The organism is Streptomyces sp. NPDC005496, assembly GCF_042872045.1.
Classification (GTDB): domain Bacteria; phylum Actinomycetota; class Actinomycetes; order Streptomycetales; family Streptomycetaceae; genus Streptomyces.
In genome coordinates this window covers 18138-33688 of the sequence record NZ_JBIAJQ010000019.1, presented here as the reverse complement: position 1 = coordinate 33688, position 15551 = coordinate 18138, and the positions used below count along the sequence as shown (strand labels likewise).

At 73.9% G+C, this 15551-nt stretch carries 16 protein-coding genes; 10 read left to right on the top strand and 6 right to left on the bottom strand.

The window, feature by feature from the left end:
- Genes ACFYQQ_RS38440 through hutU form a run of 3 tightly spaced genes read right to left on the bottom strand, consistent with a single transcriptional unit; the run spans nucleotide 1 to nucleotide 4216 of the window.
- Nucleotides 1-1335: a formimidoylglutamate deiminase gene (locus ACFYQQ_RS38440; protein ID WP_355784145.1), complete on the bottom strand. Its 1335-nt coding sequence runs from the start codon at nucleotides 1333-1335 to the stop codon at nucleotides 1-3.
- On the bottom strand, nucleotides 1332-2555 hold the full coding sequence (locus ACFYQQ_RS38435; protein ID WP_355784142.1) for an allantoate amidohydrolase: 1224 nt from the start codon (nucleotides 2553-2555) through the stop codon (nucleotides 1332-1334). Before ACFYQQ_RS38435 ends, ACFYQQ_RS38440 begins: the two co-directional genes overlap by 4 nt.
- Nucleotides 2552-4216 carry a urocanate hydratase gene (gene hutU / locus ACFYQQ_RS38430; RefSeq protein WP_355784139.1) on the bottom strand — a complete coding sequence of 555 codons (1665 nt, stop codon included), beginning with the start codon at nucleotides 4214-4216 and terminating at the stop codon, nucleotides 2552-2554. Before hutU ends, ACFYQQ_RS38435 begins: the two co-directional genes overlap by 4 nt.
- Nucleotides 4217-4362: 146 nt before the next feature.
- Here hutU and ACFYQQ_RS38425 point away from each other — a divergent pair, with 146 nt between their 5' ends.
- The 5 genes from ACFYQQ_RS38425 (at nucleotide 4363) to ACFYQQ_RS38405 (ending at nucleotide 8285) form a co-directional block, all read left to right on the top strand.
- Nucleotides 4363-5778: a diaminopimelate decarboxylase gene (locus tag ACFYQQ_RS38425; RefSeq protein WP_355784135.1), complete on the top strand. Its 1416-nt coding sequence runs from the start codon at nucleotides 4363-4365 to the stop codon at nucleotides 5776-5778.
- Nucleotides 5779-6063: 285 nt separating this feature from the next.
- Nucleotides 6064-6462 (top strand): hypothetical protein, encoded by a 399-nt coding sequence (locus ACFYQQ_RS38420; RefSeq protein WP_121402515.1) that lies wholly within the window; start codon nucleotides 6064-6066, stop codon nucleotides 6460-6462.
- A gap of 104 nt (nucleotides 6463-6566) precedes the next feature.
- Nucleotides 6567-7304, top strand: coding sequence for a transcriptional regulator (locus ACFYQQ_RS38415; protein ID WP_355784150.1), 738 nt, complete (start codon nucleotides 6567-6569; stop codon nucleotides 7302-7304).
- A 38-nt stretch (nucleotides 7305-7342) separates the two neighbouring features.
- Entirely contained in the window at nucleotides 7343-7894 is a 552-nt protein-coding gene (locus ACFYQQ_RS38410; protein ID WP_355784132.1) for a roadblock/LC7 domain-containing protein, read from the top strand.
- A gap of 16 nt (nucleotides 7895-7910) precedes the next feature.
- Nucleotides 7911-8285: a hypothetical protein gene (locus ACFYQQ_RS38405; RefSeq protein ID WP_356173021.1), complete on the top strand. Its 375-nt coding sequence runs from the start codon at nucleotides 7911-7913 to the stop codon at nucleotides 8283-8285.
- A 72-nt stretch (nucleotides 8286-8357) separates the two neighbouring features.
- On the opposite strand, the gene ACFYQQ_RS38400 is transcribed toward ACFYQQ_RS38405, so the two are convergent.
- From ACFYQQ_RS38400 to ACFYQQ_RS38390, 3 genes are all read right to left on the bottom strand, one after another.
- The gene (locus ACFYQQ_RS38400) at nucleotides 8358-8942 is read right to left on the bottom strand and encodes a hypothetical protein (RefSeq protein ID WP_388907158.1); all 585 of its coding nucleotides are present in this window, start codon (nucleotides 8940-8942) and stop codon (nucleotides 8358-8360) included.
- An 81-nt stretch (nucleotides 8943-9023) separates the two neighbouring features.
- The gene (locus ACFYQQ_RS38395; protein ID WP_355792421.1) at nucleotides 9024-9866 is read right to left on the bottom strand and encodes a MurR/RpiR family transcriptional regulator; all 843 of its coding nucleotides are present in this window, start codon (nucleotides 9864-9866) and stop codon (nucleotides 9024-9026) included.
- The gene (locus tag ACFYQQ_RS38390; RefSeq protein ID WP_355792418.1) at nucleotides 9863-11392 is read right to left on the bottom strand and encodes an aromatic amino acid ammonia-lyase; all 1530 of its coding nucleotides are present in this window, start codon (nucleotides 11390-11392) and stop codon (nucleotides 9863-9865) included. The genes ACFYQQ_RS38395 and ACFYQQ_RS38390 overlap by 4 nt, the downstream gene beginning before the upstream one ends.
- A 142-nt stretch (nucleotides 11393-11534) precedes the next feature.
- On the opposite strand from ACFYQQ_RS38390, the gene ACFYQQ_RS38385 reads away from it, so the two are divergent.
- From ACFYQQ_RS38385 to ACFYQQ_RS38365, 5 genes are all read left to right on the top strand, one after another.
- Nucleotides 11535-12635 carry an ABC transporter ATP-binding protein gene (locus tag ACFYQQ_RS38385; RefSeq protein WP_356173108.1) on the top strand — a complete coding sequence of 367 codons (1101 nt, stop codon included), beginning with the start codon at nucleotides 11535-11537 and terminating at the stop codon, nucleotides 12633-12635.
- The gene (locus ACFYQQ_RS38380) at nucleotides 12632-13273 is read left to right on the top strand and encodes an ABC transporter permease (RefSeq protein WP_355779611.1); all 642 of its coding nucleotides are present in this window, start codon (nucleotides 12632-12634) and stop codon (nucleotides 13271-13273) included. Before ACFYQQ_RS38385 ends, ACFYQQ_RS38380 begins: the two co-directional genes overlap by 4 nt.
- The gene (locus ACFYQQ_RS38375) at nucleotides 13273-13941 is read left to right on the top strand and encodes an ABC transporter permease (RefSeq protein ID WP_355779624.1); all 669 of its coding nucleotides are present in this window, start codon (nucleotides 13273-13275) and stop codon (nucleotides 13939-13941) included. The genes ACFYQQ_RS38380 and ACFYQQ_RS38375 overlap by 1 nt, the downstream gene beginning before the upstream one ends.
- Before the next feature lie 9 nt (nucleotides 13942-13950).
- Nucleotides 13951-14883, top strand: a complete 933-nt coding sequence (locus ACFYQQ_RS38370; protein WP_355779609.1) for an ABC transporter substrate-binding protein — start codon at nucleotides 13951-13953, stop codon at nucleotides 14881-14883.
- Between the two features lie 136 nt (nucleotides 14884-15019).
- Nucleotides 15020-15448: a hypothetical protein gene (locus tag ACFYQQ_RS38365; RefSeq protein ID WP_355779607.1), complete on the top strand. Its 429-nt coding sequence runs from the start codon at nucleotides 15020-15022 to the stop codon at nucleotides 15446-15448.
- Nucleotides 15449-15551 lie beyond the last annotated feature (103 nt).

Genomic DNA, 15551 nt, shown 5'->3' with positions numbered 1-15551 from the left:
TCAGGCGCGCAGCGCCTCGACGGCGTCCGCGAGCGCTGACGGCACGTCGGGTACGAGGGTGTGCGCGCCGTCGCGCACGACGTGCCGGCCGGCCACGACCGTGTGGCGCACGTCGGCCGCCGTCCCGGCGAATACGGCGGTCTCGGCGCCGAGCCGCGGCAGCGGTCCGGCCGTCCTGACGGTGTCGAGCGCGATCGTCGTGAAGTCGGCGAGCGCGCCGGCCTCCAGGCTGCCCGCCTCGTCCCAGCCGAGGGCCGCGTGGCCGTCCGCCGAGGCGGCCCGCAGCAGCGCGGCGGCCGTCCAGTGGCCGCGGGTGCGGGTGCGCAGCCGCTCGTTCAGCTCCATGGCGCGGGCCTCTTCGAGCAGGTCGATCACGGCGTGGCTGTCGGAGCCGAGCGACAGCGGCGAGCCCGCCTGCTGGAGGGCGACGGCCGGGCCGATGCCGTCGGCCAGGTCCCGTTCGGTCGTCGGGCACATGCAGGTGCCGGTCCCCGAGCCGCCGAGCAGGGCGATGTCCTCGTCCGTGAGGTGCGTGCTGTGGACGCCGGTCGTGCGGGGCCCGAGGACCCCGTGGTCGGCGAGCAGCCGGGTGGGCGTGCGGCCGTGGGCCTCCCGGCAGGCGTCGTTCTCCGCCGTCTGCTCGGACAGGTGGACGTGGAGGGGGGCCCGGCGCTCCTCGGCCCAGCGGGCCACCGTCGCCAGCTGCTCCGCGGGCACCGCCCGTACGGAGTGCACGGCGGCACCGATCCGTGCGTGGTCCCGGTCCTTGAGAACTGCACAGCGTTGCGCCCAGGCCTCGGCCGTGCCGTCGGAGAAGCGCAGCTGGTGGCGGTTGGGAGGCTGCCCGAAGCCGGCCGAGAGGTAGGTGGTGTCGAGGAGGGTGATGCGGATGCCGGCCTCGGCGGCGGCGGCGATCAGCGCCTCGCCCATGGCGTTGGGGTCGGCGTAGGGGGTGCCGCCGGGGGCGTGGTGCACGTAGTGGAACTCGCCGACGGCCGTGATCCCGGCGAGCGCCATCTCGGCGTACACGGCGCGGGCGAGCGCGTGGTAGGTGTCCGGGGTCAGCCGGTCGGCGACGGAGTACATGACCTCGCGCCAGGTCCAGAAGGTGCCGGAGCCGACCTGGACGGTGCCGCGCAGGGCCCGGTGGAAGGCGTGCGAGTGGGCGTTCGCGAGGCCGGGCAGGGTGAGGCCGCGCAGGATCTCGGCGCCGGGCGGCGGGGTGGCGGTCTCCGTGCGCAGGGCGGTGATCCGCCCGTCGGCGACCTCGACGGTGACGCCCGGCTCGACGTGGGTGTCGAGCCAGGCGTGCTCCAGCCAGTACGTCTGCGTCACCTGCGGGCCAGCCCTTCGAGTACGTCGGCGAGTGCGGTCACCCCGGCCTCGCAGTCGTCCTCGGCGGCGTACTCGGCCGGGGAGTGCGAGACACCGGTGGGGTTGCGCACGAACAGCATGGCGGTCGGGATCCTCCCGGAGAGGATTCCCGCGTCGTGTCCCGCGCCGGTCCCGAGGACGGGGACCGCGAGGTGCGCGTCGCGGTCCCGGCCCAGGATGCGGGCGAGCTCGTCGCGCAGGGCGTGCTCGAACTCGACGACGGGCGTGAAGGACTCGCGGACGACGTCGAGGTCGACGCCGTGGGCGTCCGCGTACTCGCGGGCTGCCTTCTCGACGCCGGTGACGACGGTGTCGAGGGCCGTCTGGTCGGCGGCGCGGGAGTCGAGCCAGCCGCGGACCAGGGACGGGATGGCGTTCACCCCGTTCGGCTCCACGGCGATCTTGCCGAACGTGGCGACGGCGCCCGCGAGTTCGGCCTCGCGGCGGGCCGCGAGCACCGTCTGCGCGTAGGGCAGCATCGGGTCCCGGCGGTCCGTCAGCCGGGTGGTGCCCGCGTGGTTGGCCTCGCCCCGGAAGTCGAAGCGCCAGCGGCCGTGCGGCCAGATGGCGCTGGCGATGCCCACCCGGTCGCCGCTCAGGTCGAGGGCGCGGCCCTGCTCGACGTGCAGTTCGACGAAGGCGCCGATGCGGGCGAGCCGCTCGGGGTCCGGGCCGATGGCGTCCGGGTCGTACCCGGCCCGCTCCATGGCCTGCGGCAGGGTGACGCCGTCCGCGTCGGTGAGGCGGTGCGCCTGCTCGACGGTGAGCTCGCCCGCGGTGAGGCGGGAGCCGACGCAGGCGAGGCCGAAGCGGGCGCCCTCCTCGTCGCCGAAGTTGACGACGGCGACGGGCCTCGCGAACTCCGTTCCCCTCCTGAGGAGTTCGTCCAGCGCTGCGAAGGACGAGACGACCCCGAGGGGGCCGTCGAAGGCGCCGCCGTCTGGCACCGAGTCCAGGTGCGAGCCCGTGACGACGGCGTCCCCGGCGGCGGGGTCACCGAGCCAGGCCCACTGGTTGCCGTTGCGGTCCAGCTCGTAGGTGAGGCCGCGGGCCTCGGCCTGGGCGCGGAACCAGGCGCGGCAGTCGGCGTCGGCACCGGTCCAGGCGAACCTGCGGTACCCGCCGGAGGCGGAGCTGCGGCCGACCGGCAGCAGCTCCGCCCACATGCTGTGGAAGGTCACGCCTGGTCACCCTCACGCATCGGGACCCGCACACCGCGCTCGTCGGCGGCGGTCTCGGCGATGTCGTAGCCGGCGTCGACGTGCCGGATGACGCCCATGCCGGGGTCGTTGGTGAGCACGCGCCGCAGCTTCTCGCCGGCGAGCTTCGTGCCGTCGGCGACGGAGACCTGGCCGGCGTGGATGGAGCGGCCCATGCCGACGCCGCCGCCGTGGTGGATGGAGACCCAGGAGGCGCCCGAGGCGACGTTGACCATGGCGTTCAGCAGCGGCCAGTCGGCGATCGCGTCGGAGCCGTCGAGCATGGCCTCGGTCTCGCGGTACGGGGAGGCGACGGAGCCGGAGTCGAGGTGGTCGCGGCCGATGGCCAGCGGTGCGGCCAGCTCGCCGGAGGCCACCATGTCGTTGAAGCGCTCGCCCGCCTTGTCGCGCTCGCCGTAGCCGAGCCAGCAGATGCGGGCGGGCAGGCCCTGGAAGTGGACGCGCTCGCCGGCCATCTTGATCCAGCGGTGCAGCGACTCGTTCTCCGGGAAGAGCTCCAGCATCGCCTTGTCGGTCTTGGCGATGTCGGACGCCTCACCGGACAGGGCCGCCCAGCGGAAGGGGCCCTTGCCCTCGCAGAACAGCGGGCGGATGTAGGCGGGGACGAAGCCGGGGAAGGCGAACGCCCGGTCGTAGCCGGCCAGCCGGGCCTCGCCGCGGATGGAGTTGCCGTAGTCGAAGACCTCGGCGCCGGCGTCCATGAAGCCGACCATGGCCTCGACGTGCCGGGCCATCGACTCGCGGGCGCGGGTGGTGAAGCCGGCCGGGTCCTTCGCCGCCGCGGCGGCCATGTCGTCGAAGTCGACGCCGGAGGGCAGGTAGGACAGCGGGTCGTGGGCCGAGGTCTGGTCGGTGACGATGTCGACGGGGGCGCCCTCGGCGAGCATGCGGGGCAGCAGGTCGGCCGCGTTGCCGAGCAGGCCGATGGAGAGCGGGCGGCGGGCGTCGCGGGCCTCGGTGGCGAGCTGGAGGGCGTGCTCCAGGGAGTCGGCCTTCACGTCGAGGTAGCGGTGCTCGATGCGGCGCTCGATGGCGCGCGGGTCGCAGTCGATGCAGATCGCGACGCCGTCGTTCATCGTGACGGCGAGCGGCTGGGCGCCGCCCATGCCGCCGAGCCCGGCGGTCAGGGTGATGGTGCCCGCGAGGGTGCCGCCGAACTTCTTGGCCGCGACGGCGGCGAAGGTCTCGTAGGTGCCCTGGAGGATGCCCTGGGTGCCGATGTAGATCCACGAGCCGGCCGTCATCTGGCCGTACATGGTCAGGCCGAGCTGTTCGAGGCGGCGGAACTCCTCCCAGTTGGCCCAGTCGCCGACCAGGTTGGAGTTGGCGATGAGGACGCGCGGGGCCCACTCGTGGGTCTGCATGACGCCGACGGGGCGGCCGGACTGGACGAGCATGGTCTCGTCCTGCTTGAGGGTCCGCAGGGTGCGCACCATGGCGTCGAAGGAGCGCCAGTCGCGGGCGGCCTTGCCGGTGCCGCCGTAGACGACGAGCTTGTCGGGGTGCTCGGCGACCTCGGGGTCGAGGTTGTTCTGCAGCATGCGCAGGGCGGCTTCCTGCTGCCATCCCAGGGCGCTCAGTTCCGTACCGCGCGGCGCTCGGACGGGGCGGGGTCCTGACATGGTCTGCCTCCTGGGATGGACTGCCGCACGCGGGCCGCGGCATGCCGGTTGTTGCAGTGGTTATTCACATCCTGGACTCATGAATAGAGCTAGTCAATACGTTGGTACGTCAGCGCGGGCGCGCCGTCGGTGTTTGGCTGGGACGCATGGGCGCGCACAAGGAGACGACGGGGGATCCGATGGGCGACGGGGTGAACCGTGCCGTGCCGGCGCCGGCCGGGTCGGGTGAGCGGGACGAGGACCGGGTGGCCCGGCGCGACGAGGCCGTCCGGGCCGCCGTGGAACAGGGCCTGGTCGGCCCCGGCGCCCCGCTGGTGTGCCTGCTCGACGTCGCCGGTATCCGGGCGTCCGCGGCGGCCCTGCGGGCGGCCTTCGACGCCGTGACCGCGTCCGGCACCCCGGTGCTGCACGCCTTCGCGGTGAAGGCGGCCCCGCTGGTGCCGGTGCTGCGGCTGCTGCGCGAGGCGGGCATCGGGGCCGAGGTCGCGAGCGCCGGGGAGCTGGCGCTCGCCCGCGCCGCCGGGGTGGCGCCCGCCCGCACCGTCCTGGACTCCCCCGCCAAGACCCGCGCCGAACTGCGCGAGGCCCTGGCCCTCGGCATCGCCGTCAACGCCGACAACCCGCAGGAGCTGGAGCGCCTCGACGGCCTGGTGCGCTCCGCCGTCACCCGCTCGCCCGTCGGCATCAGGGTGAACCCGCAGGTCGGCGGCGGTTCCATCGAGGCGCTGTCGACGGCGACGCCGACGTCCAAGTTCGGCGTGGCGCTGCGGGACGAGGGGGCCCGGGCGTGGCTCGTCCAGGCGTACGCGGACCGGCCCTGGCTGACGCGACTGCACACGCACTCCGGGTCGCAGGGCGTGCCGCTCTCGCTGATGGCCCGGGGCGTGGCGGAGACGTACGCGCTCGCCGAGGAGATCAACGAGCGGATCGGGCGGCGGCAGATCGACACCCTGGACATCGGCGGCGGCCTGCCGGTGAACTTCGGCTCGGACGTCACCACCCCGACGTACGCGCAGTACGCGCGGCTGCTCGCCGAGGTCGTCCCGGGACTGTTCGACGGGCGCTACGGGCTGGTCACCGAGTTCGGGCGGTCGCTGCTGGCCAAGCACGGGACGGTGCTCACGCGGGTCGAGTACGCCAAGCGGGCCGGCGGCCGGCCCATCGCGGTCACCCACGCCGGAGTGCAGATCGCGGCCCGCACGGTCTACGCGCCCGCCTCCTGGCCGCTGCGGATCGCCGCCTACGACGCGAAGGGGCGCCCCAAGCCGGGCCCCGGCGTGGTGCAGGACATCGCGGGGCCCGCCTGCTTCGCCGGTGACCTGCTCGCCGAGGGCCGCTCGCTGCCGCTGCTCGAAGCGGGCGACCACGCGGCAGTGCTGGACACGGGGGCGTACTGCTTCGCCCACCACTACGCGTACAACTCGCTGGCCCGCCCGGGCGTCCACGGCTTCGCGCCGGACGGCGGCGGGGTGCGCTTCGCGGTCGTACGGGAACCGCAGACGCTCCCGGAGATCGTGGCGGAGTCGGGCGGCGCGCACGCCTCGTCGCTCACCGCGCTCTAGGGCCTGTCCGGCGGATCATGCCGGAGACGCGGCGGGACCGCTGCGCCGGCGCCGACGGGACCCTTCTCGGGCGGCGAACGACCCGAGCGGATCGCGTCCACGCAGCTCGGGCCACCCTCCTCGCCAGGGTCCGTCCATGGTCAACTTGGCGCCGGTTGAGGTCAGTTGACCCACCTTAGCCAGTCCGCGCATGTTCCACTGGAAAATGCCGGAACCCTCACCCCCCGCGCACACGTTGCGTAGCCTCTGCGTCACTCAGCCGAACCCGAGGCGGGAGGGGATACGGTGCCCGGAATCGACGAGTGCCTGTTGGAAGCCATGCGTCTGCCCGGTGCGCGAGGTGCCGCGGTGGTCGACTGGACCAGCGGTCTGGCGCTGGGCACCGTCGGCGACGCACCGGGCGGTGACCACGAGACGACCGCCGCCGAGGCCGCCGAACTGGCCCGGCTCGCCGCGGAGCACCACGCGTTCGCCCCGGCGGACGGCTCCGACTGGTCCGAGGCGGAGCCGCCCGTCGAGGACCTGATCATCAGCAACCGCGACAGCTACCACGTCCTGCGGTTCGTCAGGACGACGTTCGACAGCAGCGTCTTCCTGCACCTGTGGCTGGGCCGCGAGGACGGCAACCTCGCCCTCGCCCGCATCAGGCTCGGCGAGATGGCCGGACGGCTGGTGCTCGGATGACCACGGTCAGAACACCGCCCGCGCCTCCGCTCCCCGTGCGGGACGCCCTGGAGGAGCCCGGCGGTCGGGACCGGCACACCGGTCCGGCCGGCGGCCTCTCCCCCATGCTCAGCCGGCTGGCCGAGGAGCGGGCGACCGGAGTGCTCATGCGCGAGCGCGGCACGCTCTACCTCTGCGAGGGGCAGGTCGTGCACGCCGAGAGCCCGGCGACCCCGGGGCTCGACGTCCTGCTCACCGTCCCCGGCACACTGCACGCCGACGTGTGGCGGCAGGCGGTCGCCGAGGCCGGGGCGCGCCGCCGGGTGGGGCGGTTCCTGGTCGACAGCGGCCGGATAGCCGAGGGCGCGCTGGAGCTGTGCCACCTCGGGGCGCTGTACGACGCCGCGTACTTCGTGCTCGGCCCGAGCAGCGCCCCGGCCCGCTTCCGGTACGGGGCGGCGCACTGGCTCGGTCCGCTGCGCCCGGTCCCGGTGGCCGCCCTGGAGCGCGAGACGCTGCGCCGCCGTGCGCTGCTGCACCGCATCTGGCGTGACCCGGCGACGGACACCGCGCCGCTCGTCCGCTCCCGGGGCGCCGGCCCCTCGCTCACCCCGCGCCAGCGCGCCGTCCTCGGCCACGTGGACGGCGTACGCACCGCGGCGGACATATCGCTCGCCCTGGGACGCCCCGCGTTCCACACCCTGGTCGACCTGCGCCGGCTGGCGGCCGGCGGAATCGTGGCGACGGCGCCCGTCCCGGAGCGGGCCCCCTCGCCCGCCGTGGCGGCCGTGCTCGACCAGACGTCGGACGACCCGGACGTCGCCCTGCTGCGCCGGCTCAGAGACGCCCTGGAGGCCCTGTGATCCGCGCGCTCCGACAGCGTGCCGAAAGGAGACTGCTCATGGCCGCGGAGGCCGAAGTCCTCGACGAAATCCACCGGTTGAGGGCGCGAGTACCCCAGGTGACCGGCGCGCTCGCGGCCAGCGTGGACGGCCTCGTGCTCGCCCACGACACCCCGGGAGTGGAACCGGAGGGCGTGGCCGCGCTCACCGCGGCGTCCCTGGGCGTCGCCCTGCGCATGACCGACGCCACCGGCCAGGGCGACTTCCGCGAACTGCTCGTCCGCGGCGTGTACGGCTACGTGGCGACGTACGCCGCCGGTCCCTCGGCCGTGCTGACGCTGCTGGCCCAGGACCGGGTCAACGTCGGCCGGCTGCACCTTGAGGGGCGCCGCTCCGGGACCCGGATCGGCGAGCTCGTGGACGCCGCGACCGCCCGCGGCGAGCCGGCCGGACCGGCCCGGATCGCCGCGAAGCCCACGACCCGGACGGTCGGCTCGCGCACCCGCGCGCCGCGCGCCCCGGCGAACGGCCGCACCGATCCGGCACCCGCGGAACCGAGCCTGCCCGTCCGGACACCTACCACCAAATCCCCTACCACCAGCGAAAGTTGAAAGGACCCACAGCACCATGGCCAACACGGAGACCGCACTGAAAGAGGCACTCGCCTCCATCGAAGGCGCGACCGGCGTCGCGCTCGTCGACTACACCAGCGGCATGGCGCTCGGCACGATCGGCGGCAGCAAGGGGTTCGACCTCAACGTCGCCGCGGCCGGCAACACCGACGTCGTCCGCGCCAAGCTCCGCACCATGGAGCACCTCGGCCTCAAGGGCGAGATCGAGGACATCCTGATCACCCTGAGCGACCAGTACCACCTGATCCGGCTGATGCAGGGGCGCGGCGGCAACGGGCTGTTCCTCTACCTCGTCCTCGACTCCAAGCGGTCCAACCTGGCGATGGCCCGCCATCAGCTGAAGCGGATCGAAGCCGAACTGGAGGTCTAGAGCAGCCCCCACCTGCCGCCGGCCGGGGGCGCCGCACGGCGCCCCCGGCGGCCGGCGGGGTGGACGCGCGAACTACACCAGGGCGTCGACGCGGCGGCGCGCCCCGCCCGGGGCCGCGTCGCCCGCGGCGATGCCCGTGCTGCGGAAGGACTTGACCGCTCTGCCCGCGGGGGCGCCGGCGCGCTTGCCGAGCCAGTCGACGCGCACCCACAGCAGGGCCTCGCCGTCCCGCTCGCGGCGGCCGAGCCAGGCGGCCTTCAGCCACAGCCCCACACCCGTACCGGCCAGCAGCAGACCGCCCGCGGCCGGCACCGCGAAGGCGCTGCCGAGCGCGGCCAGGAAGCCGAGCAGCAGCCACCAGCGGTGACACCGGCGCCAGTTGCGCACGGACACCGCGCGGTCCTGGAGCACGTCCTGCTTGGCGGCGCGGGCGGCGGAGCGGGACAGCTCCGCGTACCGCCCGCGGCGCGCGTACGCCACCACGGCCGCCGCGACGATGAAGCACACCGCCCCGGCCATGACCCCGATCCGACGGCCGGTCACCCCGGGCGGCACCACACCGATGCCCGCCGCGCACACTCCCGTCCACCACAGCGGTGCCGCCCCGGCCCTCACGACGACCGCCACCCGAGCCAGTCCCTGCCCTCCGCGTGCCACGTTCCGCCTCCCGTCTCGGCCTGTTGGGAGGTGCAGATTAGCGAGAGAACGTGAGACGAGTCTGAGAAACGCGGCGCCCGCTCACTCCACGAACAGGCCCCGGGCGGCGGCCCGCGCGTCGAACTCCTCAAGCCGGGCCTGCGCGTCCGGCAGTCCGTCGCACATCGCCTCCAGCAGCACCCGGCCGAGGAGCATCGGGGCGCAGGCGGTGTCGAAGGCGAGGCCCGTGCCGACGGCGGCAGGCAGCAGCAGGTCCGACACCTTGGCGACCGGCGCGAACGCCGAGTCCGCGACGGTGACGACGGTCAGCCCCGCCGACTTGGCGTAGGCGAGGGAGTCCACCACCTCGCGCGGATGCCGGGGCAGCGCGAAGCACAGCAGGGTGGTGGCGCCGGCGTGCACGGCGGCGTCGATCCGGTCGTGCAGCATGGTGCCGCCCTCGTGCAGCAGCCGGACGTCCGGGTGCACCTTGGCGGCGAAGTACGCGAAGCCGTACGCCTGGGAGGCGGCGGCCCGCAGCCCGAGGACGGGCAGCGGCCTGGACGCGGCGAGCAGCCGGCCCGCGCGCTCCACCGGACGCGGGTCGGCCAGCACCTCGGCGAGGTGGCGCAGATTCTCGATCTCGGCCTCGACGGCCTGCTGGTACTCGTTGTAGGAGGCCGTGTCGGTGACCGGCTCGGCGGGGGCGACCTCGCGCAGGTGCCGGCGCAGCGCCGGGTAGCCGTCGAAGCCGAGCGCGACCGCGAAGCGGGTGACGGACGGCTGGCTGACCCCGGCGAGTTCGGCGAGTTCGACGCTCGACAGGAACGGCACGTCGGCGGCGCGCCGCACCATGCTGTGCGCGATGCGCCGCTGCGTCGGTGTGAGCCGGCGCCCCTCGAAGAGCGCCTGAAGCCGCGCGGCAGGGCTGTCGGTCACGCTCATGACGTGCTCCCCCTCCAGATGTCCGTGAACCGGTCGAGCAGTGCGGCCGCCGCCGCCACGTCGTCCGTGAGCGGCCGGTCGGCCTGGTCCGGGTCGAGCACCGACTCGGCGAGTTCCAGCGCCCGTCCAGCCGGCAGCTCCGGGTCGGGCCGCAGACCGCGCTGGCGCAACGCCCGCACGGCGGCCACGACTTCGCAGCCGACGACGAGACGGTACGCGCCGCACGCCCGCAGGGTCTGGCGTGCCGCGAGCGAGGCGAAGCTCGCCTGCTCCTCGACGCCCCGGGAGAGTACAGCGTGGCCGAGCGAGGCGGGGGCGGAGAAGGCCCGCAGGTCACCGAGGGCCGCCCCGGCCGCGTACTCCAGGATCATCACGCCGGAGGACGCGGGCTCGTGGTCGGCGAGGAAGGGGCGCAGCCGGGTGTAGGCGGGCTCGTTCAGGGTCGACAGCCGGGAGGACGACAGCCGGGCGACCTGCGTGACGGCCAGCCGGAAGTGGTCGAGGGCGAGGGCGAGCTGTGCCTGGTAGAAGCCGCCGTGATGGTAGGCGGCCATGTCCTCGGCGCAGATGAGGGGGTTCTCGGCGGCGGCGTTGATCTCGACGGTGAGGACCTGTTCGAGGGCGTCGGCCGCGTCGTGGGCGGGGCCGTGGATCTGCGGCACGCACCGGAAGCCGTACGGGTCCTGGATGCGGCCGAGCGGCGGGGTGGGCCGGTCGGCGGCGCCGATCAGCTCGCGCATGCGGCGGGCCACCTCGGTGGAGCCGCGGTGCGGCCGGGCGCTGTGCACGGGGGCCGCGTACGCCTCGTGCGATCCGTCGACGGCGACCAGCGACAGGGCGGCGGCGACCTGCGTGGCGGCGATGAGTCCGCGCAGCTCGTGCAGGGCGAGGGCGGCCTGGCCGAGGGTGAGGGCGTTGCTGCTGATGAGCGCGAGCGCGTCGTTGTTGTCCAGCGGCTGGGGTGCGGGGGCGCCCGGTCCGCGCCAGGGGTGCTCCCCGGCGAGGGCGAGTCCCAGCTGGGCCAGGGCCGCGATGTCGCCGGTGCCCACGGACCCGAACTCGTTCACCGCCGGGTACGCGCCGCTCTCCAGCGCCTCGCACAGGGCGGTGACGACGGTGGGCCGCAGGCCCGCGCCGCCCGCGAGCAGTTGGTTGGCGCGCACGGCGAGCATGGCCCGCACCTGACGCGCCGGCAGCTCCTCGCCGATGGCGCCGGCGTGGCTGCGCAGCAGGCGCAGGCCGTGTCCGGCGGCGGCCTCGGTGGGCACGTCCTCGTTCCGGTTGGCGCCCACGCCGGTGGAGCGCCCGTAGACGCGGCCGGTCGCGGCGATGCGCCGGGCGGCGTCCCAGGACTCCTCGACGCGCTTCATCGCCTCGGTGCCGGGGGCGGGGCTCGCGGTCCCGTCGGCGAGGCGGACGACGTCGCCGACGCCGAGACCGCGCCCGTCCAGGACGACCGGGCCGACCGGGCCGGGCCGGGCGGGCGCCGCCACCGCCGTCGACGTGTCCACGATCCGAGACGACATCACGTGCGAACTCCCCTCAACCCGGACATCAGGTCTTGCCGGTCGGCCATAAGTAACCGGCGATTAACGCCGGGGCATTGACAAGCTATTCAGACACCGAGAACTCTGCATGACGATATACAGGCCGGGCAAGGGACACCTCATGATCCAGTTCGACACGGTCCACAAGCGCTTCCCGAACGGCACCACAGCAGTCCACGACCTCTCCCTGGAGATGCCGGAAGGCGGCGTGACCGTCCTCGTCGGATCTTCCGGTTGCGGCAAGACGACCACCCTGCGGATGATCAACCGGATGGTCGAGCCGACCTCCGGGACCATCCGGGTCGGCGGCAAGGACGTCCTGCGACAGGACGCGGCCGAACTGCGCCGCTCCATCGGATACGTCATCCAGCAGTCGGGGCTCTTCCCGCACCGCACGGTGCTCGACAACATCGCCACCGTGCCCCTCCTCCTCGGCTGGGGCCGGCGCAGGTCACGGGCCAGGGCGGCCGAGCTGCTGGAGACCGTCGGCCTCGACGCCGGCGCGGGCAAGCGGTACCCGCACCAGCTCTCCGGCGGCCAGCAGCAGCGCGTCGGCGTGGCCCGGGCGCTCGCCGCCGACCCGCCCGTGCTGCTCATGGACGAGCCCTTCGGCGCGGTCGACCCGGTGGTGCGCACCCAGCTCCAGGACGAGCTGCTGCGCCTGCAGAAGGAGCTGAACAAGACCATCGTCTTCGTCACGCACGACATCGACGAGGCGGTCCGGCTCGGCGACCGGATAGCGGTCTTCCGCACCGGCGGGCACCTCGTCCAGTGCGCGGCCCCCGCGGAACTGCTGGCCCGCCCCGCCGACGACTTCGTCGCCGGGTTCCTGGGCGCCGAGCGCGGCCTCAAGCTCCTCTCGCTCACCCCGCTCGCGGGCGTCCCCCGGGCCCCCGCCCCCGAGGGCGGCCCCTGGGAACTCGTCCTGGACGGCGCCCGCAGGCCCCTGCACTGGCGCGACGGGGACACCGAACTCCCGCTGCGGCCGCTGCGCGACACCGACTCGCTGCTCGCGGCCCTCGACGAGTCGATCGCCTCGCCGACCGGTCTGGTCGCCCGCGTCGACAGCGACGGCGTGCTGACCGGCGTCACCTCGCGCGAGGAGATCCACGAGCACGCTGGCCTGGCGCACAGCGCCGCGACCACGGCCACGACGACCGGTGCCGCCGGCGGCGCGGGCCCGGCCGGCTCCCCCGACGACACCGCGGGCGTGGCGATATGACCATCGACTGGTCGTGGATCTCCGACCACGCCGACGACCTCACCACCCTCACGCTGTCCCACCTCCAGGCGGCCCTGTCCGCCGTCCTCCTCGGCCTGCTGATCTCCCTGCCGCTGGCCGTGCTCGCCCACCGGGTGCGCCCGCTGCGCGGCTTCCTGCTCGGGCTGTCGAACGTCCTCTTCACGATCCCCTCGATCGCGGTGTTCGTGCTGCTCCTGCCGGTGTCCGGCCTCACCCGCACCACCACGGTCATCGGGCTGACGATCTACACCCTGGTCGTCCTCCTGCGGAACACCGTCGAGGGCCTGGACTCCGTACCGGCGCGGACCAAGGAGGCCGCGAAGGCGATGGGCACCCGCCCGCTGCGCACGCTCCTCACCGTCGAGCTGCCCCTCGCCCTGCCGGTGATCATGGCGGGCGTGCGGATCGCCACCGTCATGTCGATCTCGCTGGTCTCGGTCGCCACGTACATCGGCGACGGCGGCCTCGGCCAGCTCTTCACCGACGGCTTCCAGCGCAACTTCCCGACGCCGGTGATCGTCGGTGTCGTCCTGACGCTCCTGCTGGCCCTGGCGGCGGACGCGCTGCTGGTCGCCGTGCAGTACGTACTCACCCCGTGGACGAGGCGGCGAGCCTGATGTACGAACTCTTCAAGAACCTCGGCGGCTGGCTGACCAGCGGCGACCAGTGGTCCGGCACGGACGGCATCGCCCACCGCCTCGCCGAGCACCTCCAGTACTCCCTGCTCGCCACCCTCGTCGCGGCCGCGATCGCCCTGCCGGTCGGGCTGCTCATCGGGCACACCGGCCGGGGCGCGTTCCTCGCCATCAACCTCGCGTCGTTCGGGCGCGCGCTGCCCACCGTCGGCCTGGTGGTCCTGGTCTTCCTGGCCAGCGGCCTGTCGATGTGGCCGGTCTACATCGCGCTGGTCGCCCTCGCGGTCCCGTCGATCGTGACGAACACCTACGCCGGGATGACCGCCGTCGACCCTGACGTGAAGGACGCGGCACGCGGGCAGGGCATGCGCTGGCACCAGGTGCTCCTCCAGGTCGAACTGCCCCTCGCCCTCCCCCTGATCATGACCGGCCTGCGGCTCGCGCTGATCCAGGTGGTCGCCACGGCCACCATCGCGGCGTACGTGTCCTTCGGGGGCCTCGGCCGCTACGTCTTCGACGGGCTCGCCCAGCGCGACCTCGTCCAGGTGCTCGGGGGCGCGGTGCTGGTCGCCGTCGTCGCCGTCGTCCTGGACCTGGCCCTGAGCGGCCTGCAGCGCTTCCTCTTCCGCCACCGCACCCGCACCGCATAGGGGACCCCCGTGAATCGTCGTACCCTCCTCGGCGGCCTGCTCGCCGCCGCCTCCGTCCCCGCCCTCGCCGCGTGCAGCAGCGGCATCACCTCGCTCGACGGCGAGGGGTCCGCCGCCGGCGGTGGCGGCTCCAGCAAGGACGGCCTCACCATCGGCACCGCCAACTTCACCGAGAACCAGGTCCTCGGATACCTCTACGCGGCCGTCCTGGACGCGGCGGGCGTGAAGACGAAGGTCCGCCCGAACCTGGGCACCCGGGAGATCCTCATCCCGGCGCTGCGGGGCGGTGACATCGACCTGCTGCCCGAGTACCAGGGCGCCCTGCTGCACTACCTCGACCCCAAGTCGAAGGCCACCGAGGAGGGCGAGATGCAGAACGCCCTCGCCGTCGCCCTGCCCAGGGGGCTGCAGATCCTCCCGTACGGCAGGGCCGAGGACTCCGACGCGTTCGTGGTCACCCGGCAGACGGCGCGGAAGTACGGGCTCACCTCCCTCGCCGACCTCCGCGAGCAGAACGGGAAGCTCGTCATCGGCGCCTCCGCCGAGGTGAAGAAGCGCCAGGTCGGCGTGGTCGGCCTCAAGGACGTGTACGGCGTCGAGTTCAAGGAGTTCAAGTCGCTGGACTCCTCGGGGCCGCTGGTCAAGGGCGCCCTGAAGAAGGGCGACGTGGACGTGGCGAACCTCTTCACCACCGACACCGACATCCAGGCCAACGACTGGGTCGTCCTCACCGACCCGAAGAACCTCGTCCCCGGCCAGCACGTCGTGCCCCTCATCGCCGACCGCAAGGCCGACTCCACGGTCCGCAAGGCCCTCGCCCGGCTGGGCAACGTGCTCACCACCGCCCAGCTCACCGAGCTCAACCGCCAGGTCGACAAGGACAAGAAGGACCCGCAGGACGTGGCGGACGCGTACGCCCGCCGGCACGGACTGGCGAAGTGACGGCCGGCTCCCCCGCGGGGCGTCCGCCTCACCCCCCGGGGTCTCCGGGCGCCCGGTGCGGCGGGGGTGCGGCACAGTCCCGAAAGGGGGGCTAACCCCAGTGCGGTCATGGGCTCCGCTCCCTAGCGTGGAGGCCATGACCGGTATGGATGCCAGCGACACCGACCTCAAGAAGGAACTCGACGCCACCCTGCGGGCACGCAGGGAGCTGGGCGAGGAGTACGAGCCCGCGCTGGTCGACTCGTTCCTCGAGAAGGTCGAGCAGCGCCTCGACGGCACGGTGGAGCGCCGGGTGCGCCGCCACCTCGCGGAGCAGCAGATGGTGGTGGCCAGGGAGGCCCGCTCGCCCGGGTCCTCGGACTCCTGGGGGGAGCGCTTCGGCTTCGGGATCGTCTCGCTCGTCCTGGCGATCCCGCTGTCCGCCATCGGCGGCGGCGTCGCGCACCTGCCGGGCCTGATGGTCGCCTGGGCGGGCATCGTGGGAGTCAACGCGGTGCAGGCCCTGCGCCACACGCTGCCGCTGCGCCGGGACCGCGACAAGCCGTCCTCGGACTGGGAGGACTGAGCCCGGCGCCGCCGCCCGCGAAGACGGGTCCGGCGGACGCGACCGGGAGAAGGCCCGGGAAAAGGATTGTGCGCGGGGACCGCCGCACCCCCGTTGCCGGGGG